Origin of the sequence: Pseudomonas sp. PH1b, from assembly GCF_000633395.1 — a bacterium.
GTDB lineage: Bacteria > Pseudomonadota > Gammaproteobacteria > Pseudomonadales > Pseudomonadaceae > Aquipseudomonas.
Genome location: NZ_AYMU01000081.1, coordinates 1 through 3,052 on the forward strand (window position 1 = coordinate 1; position 3,052 = coordinate 3,052).

At 57.0% G+C, this 3,052-nt stretch carries 3 protein-coding genes and 1 pseudogene; 1 reads left to right on the plus strand and 3 read right to left on the minus strand.

Annotated elements, in window-relative coordinates; all coding sequences use genetic code 11:
* From U873_RS0134080 to U873_RS0134090, 3 genes and pseudogenes are all read right to left on the minus strand, one after another.
* Positions 1-586, minus strand: a pseudogene (locus U873_RS0134080) (IS3 family transposase); the annotation flags it as partial.
* A 259-nt stretch (positions 587-845) separates the two neighbouring features.
* Positions 846-1,229 (minus strand): IS110 family transposase, encoded by a 384-nt coding sequence (locus U873_RS37375; RefSeq protein ID WP_256245421.1) that lies wholly within the window; start codon positions 1,227-1,229, stop codon positions 846-848.
* Positions 1,230-1,273: 44 nt separating this feature from the next.
* A complete protein-coding gene (locus U873_RS0134090) occupies positions 1,274-2,650 on the minus strand; it encodes an IS30 family transposase (RefSeq protein WP_081818759.1) in 1,377 nt (458 codons plus the stop codon).
* 84 nt (positions 2,651-2,734) lie between these two features.
* Here U873_RS0134090 and U873_RS0134095 point away from each other — a divergent pair.
* Positions 2,735-3,052 (plus strand): helix-turn-helix domain-containing protein (locus tag U873_RS0134095; RefSeq protein ID WP_025132193.1); only part of this gene is annotated, 318 nt, incomplete at its 3' end.

A 3,052-nucleotide genomic window follows, 5' to 3' on the forward strand; every position in this document is an offset into this window, starting at 1 on the left:
ATGACTTGGCCGGACGCATACGTTCATACGCCATGTCCAAAGCCTTGATCACCAGGTCGGCATCGGGCTTCGATGAAAATGCCCAGCCCACTACGCGGCGGGCGAACAGATCGATCACAACCGCCACATAGTGCCAGCGGCCTTGAGCCCAGATATAGGTGATGTCACCGCACCAGACCTTATTCGGTTTTTCTACAGTGAACTCCCGATCCAGCACGTTCGGGATATCTGGCCGTTCCATTGCCGCCTTTTTATAGGCATGTGAGCCAGGCTGCTTGCTGACCAGTTTCATCTCGCTCATCAGCTTGCGTACCTTGAATCGCCCAATCTCTATGCCGTCCTCTCGCATCATGAACATGATGCTTCGGCTGCCCGCCGCGCTGCGGCTTTGGGAGAACAGCTCGTTCACGCGACTACGCAAAACCATCCGCTCAACGTTCGGAGATCGACGCTTGCGGCAATGCGCGTAATAGCAAGATCGGGTGACTTCAAATACCGAGCACAACAGATCAACAGGCTCTTCAGAACGAAGTTGATCAATTAACGCGAACGCTCGTGTTCCTCGGCCATCAAGAGCGCGGTGGCCTCCTAAGAAACACCTTCCACAGGCAGCAGCGAAAATCCAAACTCCGCAGCACGCCGATGGAGGCTCTTAACGACGCGCTCTCGGTACTTCTGCTCGTAGTGGTCTGCACCTGGATCCTGATAGGCCATGCCGAACCGTATGGCATTGTAGAACAAGATGGCAATTTTCCGTGCGGTGGCAGTGACCGCTTTCGCCTTGCCGATGCGAGCTGACAGGCGTCGGTAAAAGGCCCCAAGGGCCGTGCTCGTTCGACCGATAGTCACCGCGGCGAGCCGAAGATGCAACAACCAGGAGCAAGCGTCAGCCAGGAAGTGAAATGATGAGCTGTGGGCCATCGGCTGAGGTCCGTGCCGCACTCAGCCACCAGGCGGAGCGCGAGATAGGGGCCAATGCCGTGTATTTGCGTCAGATCGACGCCGACTAGCTGGTAAAGCAGGGGGCGCACTTCAAAGGCCAAGGCGTTGGGTTGCCGAGTGTTATGTCGGGCCTTCGGCAAGGGCTCTGTCGGCGGAGGCTGTTGCAGGGAAAGGCTGGAGAGGCTTCTGGCAATCTGCTGATCGCAGATGAGCAACTGCTCTTGATAAGCATCATACATGGCCAACCGCATTGCGCAGGAGTCGGTTTGCCGGCGAATCTTGCTCACCCGCAATCCCCATCTGCAGCAGATTGCAATGATCCACGGCGGATTCAACCAGTCGTCGCAACACTAGATTGTTGAATAGATTTTAGATACTTGTTCAGCGCTTCGTCAGGCGTTTTCCAGCCCAGTGTTTTTCGAGGCCTTGTGTTCAACGCATGAGCTACAGCTTGGATCTCGTCGACACTCCACCGAGACAGGTCGGTGCCTTTCGGGAAATATTGCCGCAAAAGACCGTTCGTATTCTCGTTCGTGCCGCGCTGCCAAGGACTATAAGGGTCAGCAAAGAAGACCTTTACTCCGGACTCGATGGTAAATCGAGCATGATCCGATAGTTCCTTTCCACGATCCCAAGTCAAAGATCGCCACAACTCGATGGGGAGCTCAGTCACCGTCTTCTTCAGTGCATTGGCCATAGTGACCGCCCCATAGCCGGCTAGTGCCGGGCCGTTCTTCGTTCGAGGAGTTAACCCATAACCTTCCTCGCGAGGCAGATGGACGAGCATGGTGAATCGAGTGGAGCGCTCAACCAGCGTTCCAATCGCGGATCGATTCAGACCAATGATCAGATCGCCCTCCCAATGCCCAGGTACAGCCCGGTCCTCCACCTCTGCGGGGCGACTGGAGATCATGACATCCTCGCTGACGTGTGCCCATGTTTTGGCTTGCGCCCTGGCTCTCGGCACACGCAGCGCTCGCCCTGTGCGCAGGCAGCTCACTAGCTCGCGCTTGAGAGCCCCTCGTCCCTGAATGTAGAGGGCCTGATAGATGGCTTCGTGAGAGATGCGCATGGATTCATCGTCCGGAAAATCGATCTGTAGTCGGTTGGTAATTTGTTCAGGCGACCAGCCGTTGACCCATTTACGGTCACTGCGATGTGGTTTATTTCGACCTTTGAAGGGCGCCTGTCGAGGCCCAGCAATCTCACGGCCATCAGCGTCTTGAACCTTACCCTCAAGGCGGTTTTGCACGTAGTGACGCAGTCGCGGGTTAGCCACCAGTTTCGCAGTCTTCGGCCTCTTGGCCACCAGTTCTGCCTTCCATTGCGCGACTGATGCTCGATACTCAAGCCGACCGCAACGAGTTGCAGCATTACGTGTCAGCTCCCGTGAAACTGTCGATGGGCTTCGTCCAAGGCGACGAGCAATCTCACGCACGCCAACACTTTGCGCTCGAAGCAGACCAATCTCTTCTCTCTCTGCGAACGATAAGTACCGTCCTGATATGTGGTTCGACATGAATAATGGCATCCCACCCCGATGACGAAACCAGCGTGTGCCTACTGCTGTTGATACGCCAACGGCCTGTGCTGCCTTTTCGCTTGTGATCCCGGTTGCGATCTGAACCCAAAACAGCCGCTCGATCTCATTACGAAGTGACGGCGCGCCTGGAGAACGCATCGCTCCCCGGCCCGTTAATTTCTGCATCCATCCTGCGGGTCGTCCCATAAACACCTCGATCAAGGTGTTGCGACGACCGGTTGAATTCGCCCACCCGACTAAGCTGCAATCATGACCAGCGCCTATCACAGCCTCCATGAATACACCCTGCGCATGAGCCGTGTTCTGGAGCATATCGACCAGCACTTGGACCAGCCCCTGGAGTTGGCGGACCTGGCGCGGGTCGCACATTTCTCGCCCTATCACTTCCATCGCCTGTTCAGCGCCTGGGTCGGAGAACCCCTGGGGGCCTACCTGCGTCGCCGACGCCTGGCCTGCGGCGCCTACCTCCTGGCCAGCCGAAGCCAGGCGTCGATCCTGGAAATCGCCCTGGAGGTCGGCTTCGGTTCCGGCGAAGCGTTTTCCCGTGCCTTCAAGCAGCACTTCTCG